This window comes from Delftia sp. Lp-1 (genome assembly GCF_020523835.1).
GTDB lineage: Bacteria > Pseudomonadota > Gammaproteobacteria > Burkholderiales > Burkholderiaceae_C > Comamonas > Comamonas acidovorans.
In genome coordinates this window covers 512,962-527,691 of sequence record NZ_JAJALJ010000004.1, presented here as the reverse complement: position 1 = coordinate 527,691, position 14,730 = coordinate 512,962, and the positions used below count along the sequence as shown (strand labels likewise).

Here is a 14,730-nt window from a genome sequence, read left to right as displayed (position 1 = left end):
CCTTTGGTATGGCCCAAGACTAAGCCCAAGCCGGGATGGAGTGCTTGATCCAGGTCAAGCGCGGACCGGCGCATCTGCCACCTCTGCCGCCCCTGCGGTCATGTGCGCCGGCAACTCGATGGTAGAGCGAGGGAAAAAGCCCTCCTGCTCGCCCTTGCGTGCATAGCCCAGCGGGTTGGCCACCACGCGGCAGCGCCAGGCGCTGCCATCGTCGCGCAGGCCCTCGGCCACATAGTCGCTGGGCGAATGCAGGTGGCCGTGCAGCCACAGATCGGCAAAGGGCAGCAGGTCGTCGAGCACATTGCAAAAGCCGGCCGTGCCGGGCACCAGGCCATAGCGCGGATCGGCGCTGCGCAGGCTGGGTGCAAAGTGCGTGACGGCCACCGTGGGGCCATCGAAAGGCCGGGCCAGCGCCTGGCGCAGCCATTGCTGGCAGACCAGCGACTGCTCGCGCATGGGCTCGGCCAGAAAGGGCTCGCCGCCGCGCGTGCCGCCGGTCTTGTGCAGGTAGAAGTTGGCGGCGCGGAAGGCCTTCTCGCGCAGCTTGAGCAGCCGGGTCAGGTCGGTCACGCCTTCGTGCATGGACATGGCGTCGTAGTCGCTCCACAGCGTGGTGCCCACGAAGCGCACGCCGCCCAGCACGGCGGTCTCGCGCTCCAGCCAGACCATGCCCATGCGCTCGCAGGCGGCGCGCAGGCGGGCATGGGCGGCGTCGAAGTCCTGCATGTCGTACTCATGGTTGCCCGGCACGAAGATCACGGGGCAGGGCCAGCCCGCGTACTGGGGCAGGGGAGAGAAACGCTCCAGCCCGAAGTGCTCGCCTTGCAGCAGGCTGCCGCTTTGGTAGGAGCCTATGTCGCCGGCCAGCACCAGCACGTCGGCATCGGGTGCGGGCTCGGCGATGAAATGCGGATGGGCCTCGAGGTGCAGGTCGGACAGCAGCTGGATCTTCATGCGGCCAAGTGTAGAACCTGCGCTGGCGCGCGCCCCCGCAACACGCTCTCAGGTGTGCGGGAAGGTGGCTTCGGCCGAGCGCGTGAGCGTGCGCAGCAGCCATTCATAGGCCTGCGGATGCTGGCCGCGCCGGCGCCACAGCGCATCCACATGCACGGGCTGCACGTCGAAGGGCAGCTCGCGCAGCACCAGCTTGTCGGCCATGCCGGTCACGGGCACGAAGTGGCGTGGCAGGATGGTCAGCAGGTTGGAGTTCATGACCACGCGCCCGGCCGTGAAGAACTGGTTGACGGTGAGCACCACCTGGCGCGTGCGGCCCAGCGAGGCCAGGGCCTCGTCGATGAAACCGAAGGAGCGGCCTGAGAAGCTCACCAGCATGTGGCGCGCCGCGCAGTAGTTGTCCAGCGTCAGCGGCACATCGGCCAGGGGATGGCCCTGGCGCATCACGCACAGGTACTCGCCTTCATAAAGGCGCCGACTGTCGAAGGCCACCAGGGCGCCCGACTGCGCGCGCGCCGTCAGGTCGGCCAGCGCGGCGGGGAAGTAGCCCACGGCCATGTCGGCCTCGCCGGCCTCCAGCAGGCCGCGCGGGTCGCGCGTGGTCAGCGGCAGCACGCGGATGCCCACGCCGGGCGCCTCGCGCTCCAGCAGGCTGAACATGGGCGGGATCAGCGTGGCGGCCGTGGCGTCGGCCATGGCCAGCACAAAGGTGGCGGTGGCGGTGGAAGGATGGAATTCGCCCGGCGTCAGCGTGTCCTGCAGTTGCTGCAGCGCCTCCCGGATCACGGGCCACAGCGCCAGTGCGCGCGGCGTGGGCTCCACGCCCTGGCCCTGGCGCACCAGGAGCTCGTCGCCCAGGGCCTCGCGCAGGCGTCGCAGGGCGTTGCTCACGGCCGGCTGGGTGATGGCCAGCTTGTGGGCCGCCCGCGTCAGGCTGCGCTCTGCCATCACCTCGTCGAAGACGCGCAGCAGGTTCAGATCCAGTGTGCGGAAGTTCAGGGCAGACATGGCGGCGGGCGCTGAGTCATCACTGGCGTGAATGCTACAGATTCAAGATATAAATTTGAAGAGCTCTAGGGTAAACCCTATAGTTACACCTAGTCGCCCGCCACGCCGTCAAAAGCGGCTATTTAACTGGGTTTATCTGCCATGAGCAACTTCATTTACAACTCCTACTGTGTCGAGCACCCTGGTGTGGTGCATGTCTATCAAGCCGCCGATGACCGCAAGAGCGCTGCCAAGCGTTTCTCCGGCAAGCGTGGCGCCAGCGCCCTGCTGCTCGCTGCCCTGGTGGCCGCGCTGATGGTGGTGGTCAACGAGGTCGCCCACAACTGGACCGACGGCCACATGCTGGGCGCCTGGGTGGTGCTGTGGGTTGCCGCCTTCATGGGCCTGGCCCTGTTCTCCGCTCCCGCCCGCCGCGCTGCCATGACGGTCCGCGCCGGCTACCGCGCCTGGACCGAGAGCCGCCAGCAGGCCGCCGCCGACGAGCGCATCTGGAATGCCGCCCTGCAGGACGCCCGCCTGATGGCCGACCTGGCCCGCGCCATGGATCGTCAAGGCAACTGATCTCTGCCTGGGGCGCCTTTCGGCGCTCCTCCAAAAAAGCCGCTGCCCACAAGGCGCGGCTTTTTTGTTGTCTGGGGGGCGTCGTTGAAACGCCACAAAAAAAGCCTCGCACTGCGAGGCTTTTTCCATGGGCTGGCGCCGGATCAGGCCGCCAGGCGCTTTTCCAGTTCGGCCTTGGTCACCAGCAGCTCTTGAGGCAGCTTGTGGGCCAGCTTGTCGAAGTGCTCGGTGTGCAGCTGCATTTCCTCGGCCCAGGCGGCCTTGTCGATGCTGGTCACGCTGGCGAACTGGTCGGCGGAGAAGTCCAGGCCGGTCCAGTTGATCTCGGCGTACTGGGGCGCAATGCCGAAGGCGGTCTGCTCGCCCTGTGCCTGGCCTTCGAGGCGGTCGATCATCCACTTCAGGACGCGCATGTTCTCGCCGTAGCCGGGCCAGACGAACTTGCCGTCGGCGTTCTTGCGGAACCAGTTGGTGGTGAAGATCTTGGGCAGGGCGGCGCCCTGGCCTTCGATCTTGGCGCCCAGCGTGAGCCAGTGCTGGAAGTAGTCGCTCATGTTGTAGCCGGCAAACGGCAGCATGGCGAAGGGGTCGCGTCGCACCACGCCCTGGGCGCCGAAGGCGGCGGCCGTGGTTTCCGAACCCATGGTGGCGGCCATGTAGACGCCTTCGGTCCAGTTGCGGGCCTCGGTCACCAGCGGCACGGTGGTGGAGCGGCGGCCGCCGAAGATGATGGCGTCGATCTTCACGCCCTTGGGATCGTCCCAGGCTTCGTCCAGCGCGGGGTTGTTGGTCGCGGCCACGGTGAAGCGGGCGTTGGGGTGGGCAGCCTTGGCGCCGGTCTCGCGGGCGATCTGGGGCGTCCAGTCCTTGCCTTGCCAGTCGATCAGGTGATCGGGCTGCTTGCCGGTGTCCTTGTCCATGCCTTCCCACCACACGTCGTTGTCATCGGTCAGCGCGACGTTCGTGAAGATCACGTTCTTGTCGAGGCTGGCCATGCAGTTGGGGTTGGTGTGGTAGTTCGTGCCCGGAGCCACGCCGAAGTAGCCGGCTTCGGGGTTGATGGCGCGCAGCGAGCCGTCGGCCTGGGGCTTGATCCAGGCGATGTCGTCGCCGATGGTGGTGACCTTCCAGCCTTCGAAGACCTTGGGCGGCACCAGCATCGAGAAGTTGGTCTTGCCGCAGGCGCTGGGGAAGGCCGCAGCCACGTGGTATTTCTTGCCCTGGGGGTTGGTCACACCCAGGATGAGCATGTGCTCGGCCAGCCAGCCCTGGTCGCGGCCCATGGTGGAGGCGATGCGCAGCGCAAAGCACTTCTTGCCCAGCAGGGCGTTGCCGCCGTAGCCCGAGCCATAGCTCCAGATTTCGCGCGTCTCGGGGTAGTGGACGATGTACTTGGTCTTGTTGCAGGGCCAGCTGGTCTGGTCCTTCTCGCCTTCGGCCAGGGGCGCGCCCACGGTGTGCACGCAGGGAACGAACTCGCCTTCGACGCCGATCACGTCATACACGGCACGGCCCATGCGGGTCATGATCTTCATGTTGACGGCCACATAGGCGCTGTCGGACAGCTCCACGCCCACGTGGGCGATGGGCGAGCCCAGCGGGCCCATGGAGAAAGGCACCACATACATGGTGCGGCCGGCCATGCAGCCGTCGAACAGCGGCTGCAGCGTGGCGCGCATCTCGTTCGGGGCCATCCAGTTGTTGGTCGGGCCCGCATCTTCCTTGTTGGCCGAGCAGATGTAGGTGCGGTCCTCGACGCGCGCCACGTCGGACGGGTCGGACCAGGCCAGGTAGCTGCCGGGGCGCTTGACGGGATCGAGCTTCTTGAAGGTGCCGGCATCGACGAGCTGCTGGCACAGCTGCTCGTACTCTTCCTGGGAGCCGTCGCACCAGTGGATCCGGGCGGGCTTGCACAGTGCGGCCATCTCGGCCACCCAGGCGATCAGTCGGCTGTTCTTGACGTAGGCAGGGGCCTGGATGTTCAGGCCTTGCATGACGGGTGCGTTCATCGCGGAGCTTCCTTCAATTGAAAAAACCAGTTTTTCAAAGGGGACACGCCTGTTGCCGCGCCAACTTTGAGAAACGGGCTCTTGTTCAGTCGGCGCGCGAAGGAAGCTCTTCTCGGGGCGGCGAGGCGGCGCTGGCGGAAGCTGGCGGCGCACCGGCTGGGGATTCGATTCTAGGGAGCGGTCACGAATTTGTCAGCAAACGAATAGCAAAAACTATGCATTCTGCGCATTGAAATATGCAAAATGATCTGTCTGTTTGCCTATGCAATAGGCAAACAAAAAGCCCCGCAAAGCGGGGCTTGGTGCAGGGGGCGAAGGGGCCGTATCAGGCCATGTTGACGGCGATGAAGGCCAGCAGAAACATCATCACGGCACCTGCCAGGGGCAGGATGACGGGCATGTAGGGGACGATGGCCTCGGTGGCGTCTTCGGGGGGCGACTGCTCGCCGTGGTTCGCTGCGGGATCATGCGACATGCAAAAGCTCCTGGCTGCCAATGGGGATGCCCCATTCTAGGCAGGCCTGCCCGCCAGCGCCTTCGGGGAAAGCCATGACACAAGGGGCCAGGGGCCTGCTAGGGCTCTAGACGGCGTTGACCTGCATGCCTTCGGCCTGCAGGGAAGCGATGACCTCTTCGATGTGGGCCTTGTTGCGGGTCTGCAGCACCAGCTCGATTTCCACGCTCTGCGCGGCCAGCATGGTGAAGGCGCGCTGGTGGTGGACTTCCTCGATATTGGCGCCCGCCGCCGCCACCGTGGCCGTGATGCGCGCCAGCACGCCGGGCACGTCGCGTGCGCTGACCTTGATGCGCGCCAGTCGCCCGGAGCGCACCATGCCGCGCCCGATGATGGCCGCCAGCAGCAGCGGGTCGATGTTGCCGCCCGACAGGATCAGCCCCACCTTCTTGCCCGCGAAGTGCTGCGGATGGCGCAGCAGCGCGGCCAGGCCCGCGGCGCCCGCACCCTCGACCAGGGTCTTCTCGATCTCCAGCAGCATGAGCACGGCCTGCTCGATGTCGCCTTCATCGACCAGCAGCATGTCGTCCACCAGGCGCGATACGACTTCCTGCGTGATCGCGCCGGGCTGGGTGACGGCAATGCCCTCGGCGATGGTCGAGGTGCCCATGGGCAGCCCGGCCTGGCGCACGGCATTGAACATGGACGGAAAGCGCTGGGTCTGCACGCCGATGATCTCGATGCCCGGGTTCAGTCCCTTGGCCGCCGTGGCCACGCCCGCGATCAGGCCGCCGCCGCCAATGGCCACGACCAGCAGGTCCAGATCCGGCTGCTCGGCCAGCATCTCCAGCGCCAGCGTGCCCTGGCCCGCCGCGATCTGCTCGTCGTCATAGGGGTGGACGAAGCACAGGCCCTGCTGCTCGGCCAGCGTGTAGGCATGCTGGCGCGCCTCGGCCAGGGAGTCGCCGTGCAGCACGATCTCGGCGCCGAAGCCGCGCGTGCGCTCCACCTTCACGCCCGGCGTGAAGCGCGGCATGACGATGACGGCACGCACGCCCAGGCGCTGCGCGTGGTAGGCCACGCCCTGGGCATGGTTGCCGGCGCTCATGGCGACCACGCCGCGTGCGCGCTCCTCGGGCGAGAGCTGGGCCAGCTTGTTGAGGGCGCCGCGTTCCTTGAACGAGGCCGTGAACTGCAGGTTCTCGAACTTGAGATAGACCTGCGCTCCCGTGATCTGGGACAGCGTGCGCGATTCCACGCAGGGCGTTTCGAGCACGGCGCCGCGCAGGCGGTCGGCGGCGTTCTGGATGTCTTGGAGGCTGAGCATCACGCATTGTGGCGCACGGCGGCCCGGGCGCGCGGCAGGGCACGCCATGGATTCCCCGCAGAAAGCGCCGCACCGGCGCGATCCATAAAATAAGAATCATTCTTGTCTGTGGGGCGCGCACCGCTCCGGCTGGCCATGGCTCTTTCCTCTGTCCAAACACCTGCACGCCCTCCACGCTGGCTGGGGCGGGGCACGCTGCGTGCCTGCGACTTCAGCGGTCCCGACTACCGCATCCTCGACGCCGAGGTCACGGCCGAGGACGCGCTGCTGGCCGGGCACCTGCAGTCCTGGCAGGTCCAGCCCGGCCTGTGGCTGCATGGCGTGGAGGCGCGCGACCTGCGCACCATGAGCACGCGTTCGCCGGCCGTGCCGGGGCTGCATCTGGTCGTGCTGCTGGAGGGCTGCGTGGACGTGGCCTTCGGCAGCCAGGGCCTGCAGATGCAGGTGGCGCCCGCCAGCCCGGCCGGTGCCCATGTGCAGGCCTGCGGCGCCGTCATCCATTCGCGGCCCGGCGACATGTTCATGCGGCATTGGCGGCGCGGCAAGTTCGAGCGCAAGCTCAGCATCACCGTGCAGCCGCAATGGTTTGCCGCCCAGGCCCTGCCCATGGTCGCGCCACCGCTGCTGCGGCACTGGATGGAGCAGCAGTTGCTGGCCATACAGCCCTGGCAGCCATCGCCGCGCGCCGTGGCGGTGGCCGAGCAGATCATCCAGCTGGCGCGCGAAGGCTCTGCCCCCCTGCTGCTGGCCAGCCGCGCGCTGGAGCTGGTGCACGAGGCCGTGCAGGCGCTGGACGCGCCCGAGCCCGATCCGGCGCAGACCGTGCCGGGCGTGCTGGGCGTGCGCGAACACCGGCGCATGGCGCGCCTCAAGGCCTTGCTGGACAGCGGCGGCGACGGCTGCCGCCCGCTGGCCGAGATCGCGCGCGAGGTCGGCCTGAGCGCCAGCGCCCTGCAGCGCCAGTTCCGCCTGGCCTACGGATCGAGCATCGACGGGTACCGGCGCGAGCAGCGGCTGGAACGCGCCTGGGCCGCGCTGGAGCAGACGGGTTGCAGCGTGGCCGAGGTCGCGCATGGGGCCGGCTATTCCAGCGCGGCCAACTTTTCCACGGCCTTCAAGCGCCGCTTCGGCATCTCTCCCAAGCTGGTGCGCGCCAGGCTCTGAGGGCCAGGGCCGCCGTATGGGGCTTTGGGCTTATGGGCGCGCTGCGCAAACGTCGGCGGGGCTGGCGCAAACCCCGCGGGCGCCGGGCGATGCTGCAATCACCGAACGAAAGGACATCCGTCAATGACACAGCTGCAGGCACGCACTTCGGTGCGCATGGACAGGGCCGAGGAGGCCATCGCCGCCATCGTCGGGCACATGCAGGAGCACGACATCACCGTGCGCCGCGAAGGCACGCGCTGGGTGGCCGACTACGAAGGCGGCCGGGGCCAGCTGTGGCTGGAGGGCCGGCAGGTCCATGCTGAGGTGGCGGCACCCGGCGTGGAGCTGCTGCAGGACATGAAGCTCATGCTGGCGCACCTGCTGCTGGAGGCCACGGGCGCCGCTGACGGCTCCCTGGCCTGGGAGGGTGATGGCGCCGCGCTGCAGCGCCCGCCGGCCTTCCGCGAACTGCGGGTGCTGGCCGTGCGCGATCTCACGCCGCACATGCGCCGCGTGCGCTTTGCCTGTGACGACATGGCGCGCTATGCGCAGGACACCAACATCCACGTCAAGCTGCTGTTTCCGCAGCCGGGCGTGGCCGAGCCCGAATGGCCCACGCTGTCGGCCAGCGGCCTGCTGCGCCTGCCCGAGGGCGACATGCGCCTGGACATGCGCACGTACACCATGCGTGCGATGGGAATGGCCCAAGACGGCGCCAACGGATGGATCGACGTGGACTTCGTGCTGCACGAGGACGCAGGCCCCGGGTCCGCCTGGGCCGCGCGCGCCCAGCCGGGCCAGCGCATCGGTATGACCGGCCCCGGCGGGCGCACGGCCACCCCGGCCGATTGGATGCTGCTGGCCGGCGACGACACCGGCCTGCCGGCCATGCTGCGCATTGCGGCTGCCCTGCCGGCGCACACGCGCGGCCATGTGTTTGCCGAGGTCCAGGGTCCGCAGGACGAGCAGCCCGTGCAGGCGCCCGAAGGACTGCAATGGCACTGGCTGCACCGCGGCGCTGCCGAGGCCGGCACCACCACGCTGCTGATCGACGCGCTGCGCGCCGTGCGCTGGCCGGATGCTTTGGCCGGTCATCCCGCCAGCCGCTTCGTCTGGGCCGCTGGCGAGTTCGACACCGCCCAGGCCGTGCGCCAGTGGGCGCGCGAGGAGCGCGGTCTGGAAAAGCACGAGCAGCTGGTCGTGGCCTATTGGCGTCGCGGCATGAGCGAGTCGGATTTCAAGGCAGCGAAGTAGGCCGCGGAGTAGGCCACGCAGCCACGCAGGAGGCCGGCACCTCAGGTGGCGCTGCGCTCCTGACGCAGCAGGAATTTCTGCAGCTTGCCTGTGGGCGTGCGCGGCAGGCTGGCCGCAAAGACGAATTCACGCGGGATCTTGTAGCGCGCCAGCCTGTCGGCCAGGAACTGCTGCAGTGCCTCGGCCTGCGGCGCGGCCTCGCCGCGCGTCACCACGTGGGCGACGACGGTCTCGCCCCATTCGGCGTGGGGCCTGCCCACGACGGCGACATCGGCGACCTGGGGATGGGCCGACAGCGCGTCCTCCACCTCCTTGGAATACACGTTCTCGCCACCCGTGATGACCATGTCCTTGGTCCGGTCCACGATGAAGAGATACCCCGCATCGTCCAGCCGCGCGAGATCGCCCGTGCGGTACCAGCCGCCCGGTGCGAAGGCGGCGGCCGTGGCCTGGGCGTCGTGCAGGTAGCCGTCCATCACGCTGCCGGTGCGCAGCCAGATCTCGCCGGTGTCGCCGGGGCCGGCATCCTCGCCGTCGTCGCGCACCACGCGCATGTCCACGCCGGGCAGGGCCACGCGGCCGATGGAGCCTGCCCGCTCCACCTGCTCCTCGGGGTAGAGCGTGGTGCCCGTGGGGCCGGTCTCGGTCATGCCGTAGACCTGGTAGAAGCGGTCGCTGCGGTAGGCCGTGGCCAGCTTGTGTGCCATCTCGGCGCCGATGGGGCCGCCGCCGTAGACCCAGGCGCGTACGCTGCTCAGGTCGTAGCGGGCAAAGTCGGGCAGCATCTGCAGCGGCGCAAAGTAGGAGACGGGGGCGCCGAAGTACAGCGTCACGCCCTCGTCCTGCACGGCCTGCAGGAAATGCTGCGGGTGGTACTCGCGCAGCAGCACCACGGTGCCGCCCATGTACAGCGTGCCGCCAAACCAGTTGTTGAGCGGCGAGGAATGCCAGATGGGCATGGCCATCAGCGTGCGTTCCTCGCGCGTGATGGACAGGCCCAGTGCGGCCGTGATCGCCGCCAGCGTGACGGCGCGGTGACTCAGCAGGCAGCCCTTGGGCCGGCCCGTGGTGCCCGAGGTGTAGAGCACCTGGGCGATGTCGCCATCGGCGGGCCGCGTGCCTTCCATGGGCCTGGCGGCCGCCACCAGCGTGTCCCAGTCCTGGACACCCGGGACGGCCTCTTGCGCCTCGGTCACAAGGCGGGCGCAGGGGTGTGGCGCGGCGGCGACCACGGGCGCGAGTGCGGCGTCAAACACCAGGGCCTTGCACTGCGCGTGGTCGAGGATGTACTGCAGCTCGGGCGCCTGCAGCTTGTGGTTGACGGGCACCAGCGCGGCGCCCAGGCGCCAGGCGCCGAACAGGGCTTCGACAAAGCCCGGCGTGTTCAGGCACATCAGGGCCACGGTATCGCCTCGGCCCACGCCCTGGGCCTGGAGCACGGCGGCCGCGCGCTGCGAGCGCCGCTGCATGTCGGCATAGCTGATGGAGGCGCCGCGGTCGCGCAGAAAGGCCTTGGCGGGCGTCTTGCGCACGGCGCTGTCGAAGGCGTCGAGCAGGTTCATGTCTTGTCTCCTTGTGCTTTGTTGTGTGGTGGGCCGGCGGCCGCTTCAGGCGGGCAGCGCGCGCTGCAGGATGGCGGCGATATCCAGGCCTGCCGGGTCGAAGGCGCCCGCCACCATGGCGCCCTGCTGCGCCCCCAGGCGCGTGGCGATGAAGCCATCGGCCATGGCGGGCGGCGCATGGCGGCGCAGCAGGCAGGCCTGGGCCAGCAGCACCAGGTCCTGCACCAGGCGGCGTGCCTGGGCCTCGAGCTGGTCAGGCGGGCCGGACAGGCGCCGTGCCAGCGATTGCGCCTGCTGCAGCAGCGCGGGCTCGCCCGCTGCCGTGTCGATCAGGTCCTGCAGCAGCAGCTGCGCGCCGTCGGGCTCGCGTGAGATGGCGCGCAGCACGTCCAGGCACATGACGTTGCCCGAGCCTTCCCAGATCGAGTTCACGGGCGCCTCGCGGAACAGGCGCGCCATCACGCCCGTGTCCACATAGCCGTTGCCGCCCAGCACCTCCATGGCCTCGCCCGTCAGCTCCACGCCGCGCTTGCAGACCCAGAACTTGGCCGCTGGCGTCATGATGCGTTTCCAGGCGCGCTCCAGCGGATCACCCTCGTCGCCTCCACGCTCATAGGCCTGGGCCAGGCGCATGGCGATCTGCAGCGCGGCCTCGCTTTCCAGCGCCAGATCGGCCAGCACGGTGCGCATCAGCGGCTGCTCGGCCAGCTGCTTGCCGAAGACGCTGCGCCGGCGCGCATAGGCCAGGGCCTGCACCGTGGCCGAGCGCAGGATGGCGGCGCTGCCCAGCACGCAGTTCAGGCGGGTGTAGGTGGCCATCTCGATGATGGTGGGAATGCCCCGGCCTTCCTCGCCCATCAGGATGCCCCAGGCGTCCTCGAACTCCACCTCGCTGCTGGAGTTGCTGCGGTTGCCCACCTTGTCCTTCAGGCGCTGCACGCGCACGGCATTCCTGCTGCCGTCCGGGCGCCAGCGCGGTACGTAGAAGCAGGCCTGGCCACCGTGGTTCCCCTCGTTCGTGCCCATGCGCGCCACCACCAGGTGGGCATCGCACATGGGTGCCGAGAAGAACCACTTGTGGCCGCGCAGCAGGTACTCGCCGCCACGCCCGCCGGCGTGCACCGGCATGGCCACCGTCGTGTTGGCGCGCACGTCGGAGCCGCCCTGCTTCTCGGTCATGCCCATGCCCAGCCACATCGATGCTTTGTCGGCCACGGGCAGGTCGCGCGGATCGTATTCGTGGCTGAACAGCTTGCCCTGCAGCTGCTGCCACAGCGCCGGTTCCTTTTGCAGCAGCGGGATGGCGGCCGTGGTCATGGTGGCCGGGCACAGCGTGCCCTGTTCGACCTGGCCGTGCAGGTAGAAACCTGCGGCCCAGGCGCTCCAGCGGCCCGCGCTGCTGTCCTCGAAGGGCAGGGAGATCAGCCCCTGCTGCCGGTATAGTCCCAGCAGCGTGTGCCAGCTCGGGTGGAACTCCACGGCGTCGATGATGCGGCCGCGCGCGTCGAAGCGGTGCAGCTCGGGCGTGTGGCGGTTGGCCTGCTCGGCCAGCTCCCAGGTGGCGCGCTCGCCCAGCTGCTGCGCATAGCGCGACAGCGAAGGGATGTGGCGCGCGGCGCCGTTGCGCTGAAGGGCCTCGGCCAGGGCAGGGTCGGCCTCCAGCAGGTTGAAGTCGGTGAGTTCGTCGACCTGGTTCAGGACGTCGTGCGTGTTCCAGGTGTGCCCTGTCTGCAATGTCTGGCCGGTGCTCATGCGTGTCTCCGTGATCGTTGGTCTCAACGCAAAAGTCTAGGAAAAATGCCCAGCAAAGGTGTTCGGGTTTCACGGCAGCAGCCGCAGCCGCCCAAAGTGCGGCGCCGCCCCCTGCAATCGCGCGCGCAGGCCACGTCGCAGGCGCTGCAGGACGCCTTTGTTCGGCTTGTGATCGAGCAGGGCTACGAGCGCACCACGGTGCGCGAGGTGGCCGCCGTGGCCGGCGTGGGCCTGGGCACCTTCTACGAATACTTCGGCAACATGGACACGCTGGCGGCCATGTGCATCCACCGCCAGGTGCAGGCCCTGCACGCCCAGGGGCTGCAGACGCTGCAGGACAGTGCCGGCATGCCGCTGGCCACGCGCGTGGACCGCCTGCTGGACACCCTGGTCGACGGCATTGCGCGCGAGGCGCCGATGTGGGCCGCGCTGTTCATGCTGGAGCGCAAGGTGTCCGCGCCCGAGCCCTTTCGCCGCCACTACCAGGCCTATGTACAGCTGTGGGGCACGGCATTGCAGGACTGCGATCCGCCGCTGCCCGCGCCGACCCAGCCCCTGGCACGGCTGCTGCACACGCTGACCTATGGCTGGGTGTCGCAGTCGCTGCTGGCGCTGGGGCCGCAGCAGACGCTGCAGCAGCTGCGCGCGCCGCTGGGCTGGGCCATCCATGCGCTGCTGCGCGAGGCGCAGGCTCCGTCCGCGTAGCGGACCCAGCCGCTGCCCCGGCTGCCTCCAGCGGCGCGGGATCAGACGCGCGGAAAGCGCAGCGTGAAGCGGGCACCGCCCTGCTCGGAGTCGTCGGCCTCTACGCTGCCGCCCTGGGAGACGGTCAGTGCCTTGACGATGGACAGGCCCAGGCCCGAGCCCTCGCGGCGGCGCTTGCCGGGCACCTGGGCAAAGCGCTGGAAGGGGTGGGCGCGCAGCTCGCTGGGCAGGCCGGGACCGGCATCGCTGATGCGCAGCACGGCCCAGGCACGGCCTTCGATATCGGATTCCACCGTCAGCGCCACGCCCAGCCATGCGCCGCTGGCCGCATGGCGGATGGCGTTGCTGACGAGGTTGGAGAGGATCTGGCGCATGCGGTCGGCGTCGGCACGGATGTCGGCCATGCCGATGTCACTGGGCGCGGGCAGGTGCATCTCCAGCTGCATGCCATGCTGCAGGAGCTGGGGGTGCAGGTGGTCCAGCGTCTCGGCCACGAGTTCGGCCAGGTCCAGGCGCTGCTTTTGCAGCGACAGCTGGCCGGCATCGGCCATGGACAGCGTGTGCAGGTCGCCGACCAGCCGGCCCAGGTGCTCGACCTGGAACAGCAGCGTGTTCAGCTCGGTGTCGTCTGCGGCGATGACGCCGTCGCAGATGGCATGCAGGCGCGCCTGCAGCACGGTCAGCGGCGTGCGCAGCTCGTGCGAGATCGAGGCCGCCGTGGCGCGGCGCTCGGCCTCCAGCGTCTCCAGCGAATCGATCATGCGGTTGAAGGCCACCACCATCTCGGCCATCTCGCCATGGGCCTTGCCGGGCAGGGCGCGCGCGCTGAAGTCGCCCAGCTCCACGCGCTTGGCCACCTCGACCATGGACGCCAGGGGCCGCGTCACCAGGCGCGAGACCCAGAAGCCCACGGCCAGCCCGAAGGGCAGGCACACCAGCAGGCCGATGACCAGGGACCATTTCTCGCCGAACAGCAGGTCGCCCGTCCAGTACTGGCCGTAGATCTGCATGGCGCGCGGGCTGTCTTCCAGCGACTGCGCGTTGAGTTCGTCCAGCTCGATCTGCACGGCCGGCGGCAGGCTGCTGTAGAAGTCGCGGTACTGGATCTCCGAGAACACCAGCACGCCGATGGCCAGCAGGGCAATGGTGCTGAGCACGGTGGCCGTGATCCACAGGCCGAAGCGCACCCAGATGCGGTTGGGCCTCAGTCCCAGGGCCATAGCCGGTAGCCAATGCCGCGCACGGTCTCGATCAGGCCTTCCTGGCCGGCCAGCTGCAGCTTGCGACGCAGTTTGGACAGGTGCGAGTCGATGACGCGCTCCAGCGCATCGCTCTCGGGCAGGCAGTGCTCGATCAGGTGGGAGCGCGAGAAGCAGCGCCGGGGCTGGGCCGCCAGGCAGGCCAGCAGGCGGAATTCGGTCAGCGTCAGGGGCAGCGGCAGGGCGCGGCCCTCGTTGTCGTAGACCACGGCGCTGTGCGCCTCGGAGTCGATCTCGATGGGGCCCACGCGGATGGGCGCGGGCGCCGGGTTCTTGCGTGCCTGGGTGCGGCGCAGCACGGCGCGCACGCGCGCCACGACCTCGGGCGGGTTGAAGGGCTTGACCACGTAGTCGTCGGCGCCCAGGCGCAGGGCCAGCAGCTTGTCCACATCGTCGGCCAGGGCCGTGACCATGATCACGGGCGTCTGGCTGTCATCGCGGATGGCGCGCAGCACGTCGATGCCATCCATGCCGGGAAGGTGGATGTCCAGCAGCACCAGATCGGGCCGCAGCAGGCGGAACAGCTGCAGCGCCTCCTGGCCGTCCGAGGCCATGCGCGAACGCAGCCCGTCCCGCTCGAGATAGGCCGTCAGGATGCTGGCGATGGCGGGCTCGTCTTCGACGACGAGCACGAGGGGGGTGGTTGCCGTTGGCTGTGCTGTGGAGTTCATGGGAAAGCTGGCAGGGCCAGGCGCACATTATGGTGCGATGCCCTGGATGCCGCCGCCCCTCCATATTG

Annotated in this window: 13 protein-coding genes; 4 read left to right on the top strand and 9 right to left on the bottom strand. The window is 68.9% G+C overall.

The features are described 5' to 3' along the window. Positions 1–54: 54 nt before the first annotated feature. The gene (locus LGR64_RS27620) at positions 55–954 is read right to left on the bottom strand and encodes a metallophosphoesterase (protein ID WP_230357412.1); all 900 of its coding nucleotides are present in this window, start codon (positions 952–954) and stop codon (positions 55–57) included. 48 nt (positions 955–1,002) lie between these two features. Then, complete coding sequence (locus LGR64_RS27615; protein ID WP_013800015.1) at positions 1,003–1,962, bottom strand: LysR family transcriptional regulator; 960 nt, start codon at positions 1,960–1,962, stop codon at positions 1,003–1,005. A gap of 141 nt (positions 1,963–2,103) precedes the next feature. On the opposite strand from LGR64_RS27615, the gene LGR64_RS27610 reads away from it, so the two are divergent. Continuing rightward, positions 2,104–2,523: a hypothetical protein gene (locus LGR64_RS27610; RefSeq protein WP_141833006.1), complete on the top strand. Its 420-nt coding sequence runs from the start codon at positions 2,104–2,106 to the stop codon at positions 2,521–2,523. A 143-nt stretch (positions 2,524–2,666) separates the two neighbouring features. On the opposite strand, the gene LGR64_RS27605 is transcribed toward LGR64_RS27610, so the two are convergent. The 3 genes from LGR64_RS27605 to LGR64_RS27595 form a co-directional block, all read right to left on the bottom strand. After that, positions 2,667–4,532: a phosphoenolpyruvate carboxykinase (GTP) gene (locus tag LGR64_RS27605; RefSeq protein WP_071953918.1), complete on the bottom strand. Its 1,866-nt coding sequence runs from the start codon at positions 4,530–4,532 to the stop codon at positions 2,667–2,669. A gap of 325 nt (positions 4,533–4,857) precedes the next feature. Beyond that, complete coding sequence (locus tag LGR64_RS27600; RefSeq protein WP_013800017.1) at positions 4,858–5,007, bottom strand: hypothetical protein; 150 nt, start codon at positions 5,005–5,007, stop codon at positions 4,858–4,860. Positions 5,008–5,113: 106 nt separating this feature from the next. Beyond that, positions 5,114–6,313, bottom strand: coding sequence for a threonine ammonia-lyase (locus LGR64_RS27595; RefSeq protein ID WP_141833004.1), 1,200 nt, complete (start codon positions 6,311–6,313; stop codon positions 5,114–5,116). Between the two features lie 135 nt (positions 6,314–6,448). On the opposite strand from LGR64_RS27595, the gene LGR64_RS27590 reads away from it, so the two are divergent. Both LGR64_RS27590 and LGR64_RS27585 read left to right on the top strand, forming a co-directional pair. Continuing rightward, a complete protein-coding gene (locus LGR64_RS27590) occupies positions 6,449–7,477 on the top strand; it encodes a helix-turn-helix transcriptional regulator (RefSeq protein WP_141833002.1) in 1,029 nt (342 codons plus the stop codon). Positions 7,478–7,600: 123 nt separating this feature from the next. Further along, positions 7,601–8,713, top strand: a complete 1,113-nt coding sequence (locus LGR64_RS27585; protein ID WP_141833000.1) for a siderophore-interacting protein — start codon at positions 7,601–7,603, stop codon at positions 8,711–8,713. 41 nt (positions 8,714–8,754) lie between these two features. Here LGR64_RS27585 and LGR64_RS27580 read toward each other — a convergent pair whose 3' ends face one another. Beyond that, positions 8,755–10,275 carry a class I adenylate-forming enzyme family protein gene (locus LGR64_RS27580; protein WP_141832998.1) on the bottom strand — a complete coding sequence of 507 codons (1,521 nt, stop codon included), beginning with the start codon at positions 10,273–10,275 and terminating at the stop codon, positions 8,755–8,757. 45 nt (positions 10,276–10,320) lie between these two features. Next, positions 10,321–12,027 (bottom strand): acyl-CoA dehydrogenase family protein, encoded by a 1,707-nt coding sequence (locus LGR64_RS27575; RefSeq protein ID WP_141832996.1) that lies wholly within the window; start codon positions 12,025–12,027, stop codon positions 10,321–10,323. A 45-nt stretch (positions 12,028–12,072) separates the two neighbouring features. Between LGR64_RS27575 and LGR64_RS27570 the strand changes: the two genes are divergently transcribed. Continuing rightward, on the top strand, positions 12,073–12,732 hold the full coding sequence (locus LGR64_RS27570; protein ID WP_141832994.1) for a TetR/AcrR family transcriptional regulator: 660 nt from the start codon (positions 12,073–12,075) through the stop codon (positions 12,730–12,732). A 41-nt stretch (positions 12,733–12,773) separates the two neighbouring features. Here the strand turns inward: LGR64_RS27570 and LGR64_RS27565 are convergent, their stop codons facing one another. Both LGR64_RS27565 and LGR64_RS27560 read right to left on the bottom strand, forming a co-directional pair. After that, positions 12,774–13,952, bottom strand: coding sequence for a sensor histidine kinase (locus tag LGR64_RS27565; protein WP_012202061.1), 1,179 nt, complete (start codon positions 13,950–13,952; stop codon positions 12,774–12,776). Next, positions 13,937–14,662, bottom strand: coding sequence for a response regulator (locus LGR64_RS27560; protein ID WP_013800025.1), 726 nt, complete (start codon positions 14,660–14,662; stop codon positions 13,937–13,939). The genes LGR64_RS27565 and LGR64_RS27560 overlap by 16 nt, the downstream gene beginning before the upstream one ends. Positions 14,663–14,730: the final 68 nt, after the last annotated feature.